Annotated in this window: 1 protein-coding gene; it reads right to left on the bottom strand. The window is 46.8% G+C overall.

The features are described 5' to 3' along the window. Nucleotides 1–635, bottom strand: a 635-nt coding sequence (locus B7705_RS00135) for a hypothetical protein (RefSeq protein WP_193431892.1), incomplete at both ends; no start/stop codon positions are given.

Below are 635 nucleotides of genomic sequence, written 5' to 3'. Positions count from 1 at the left end.
ATGCTGAAGCACTTTGACTTGCTGATACAGAGGCGCTTGCTGATTGGCTAGCTGATACAGATGCTGAGTGACTTGCACTTACTGATGCTGAAGCACTTTGACTTGCAGATACAGATGCTGAAGCACTTTGGCTAGCTGATACAGACGCTGAAGCTGAGGCACTTTGGCTGGCTGATACAGATGTGCTTGCTGATTGGCTTGCAGATACTGATGCGCTAGCTGATTGGCTTGCACTTACTGACGCTGAAGCACTTTGACTTGCAGATACTGATGCTGAAGCGCTTTGGCTTGCTGATACAGATGCTGAAGCTGATTGACTTGAGCTTACTGATGCTGAAGTACTTTGACTTGCTGATACTGAAGCTGATTGGCTTGCTGATACAGATGCTGATTGACTAGCACTTACTGATGCTGAAGCGCTTTGGCTTGTACTTACTGACGCTGAAGCTGATTGACTTGAGCTTACTGATGCTGAAGCACTTTGACTTGCTGATACAGATGCTGAAGCACTTTGGCTTGCTGATACTGATGCTGAAGCTGATTGACTTGAGCTTACTGATGCGCTAGCTGATTGGCTTGCACTTACAGACGCTGATGCTGATTGACTTGAGCTTACTGATGCGCTAGCTGATTGG

It is taken from the genome of Streptococcus oralis subsp. dentisani (assembly GCF_002096685.1).
Taxonomy (GTDB): Bacteria; Bacillota; Bacilli; order Lactobacillales; family Streptococcaceae; genus Streptococcus; species Streptococcus oralis_AD.
This window is presented reverse-complemented; position numbering and strand designations above follow the sequence as displayed.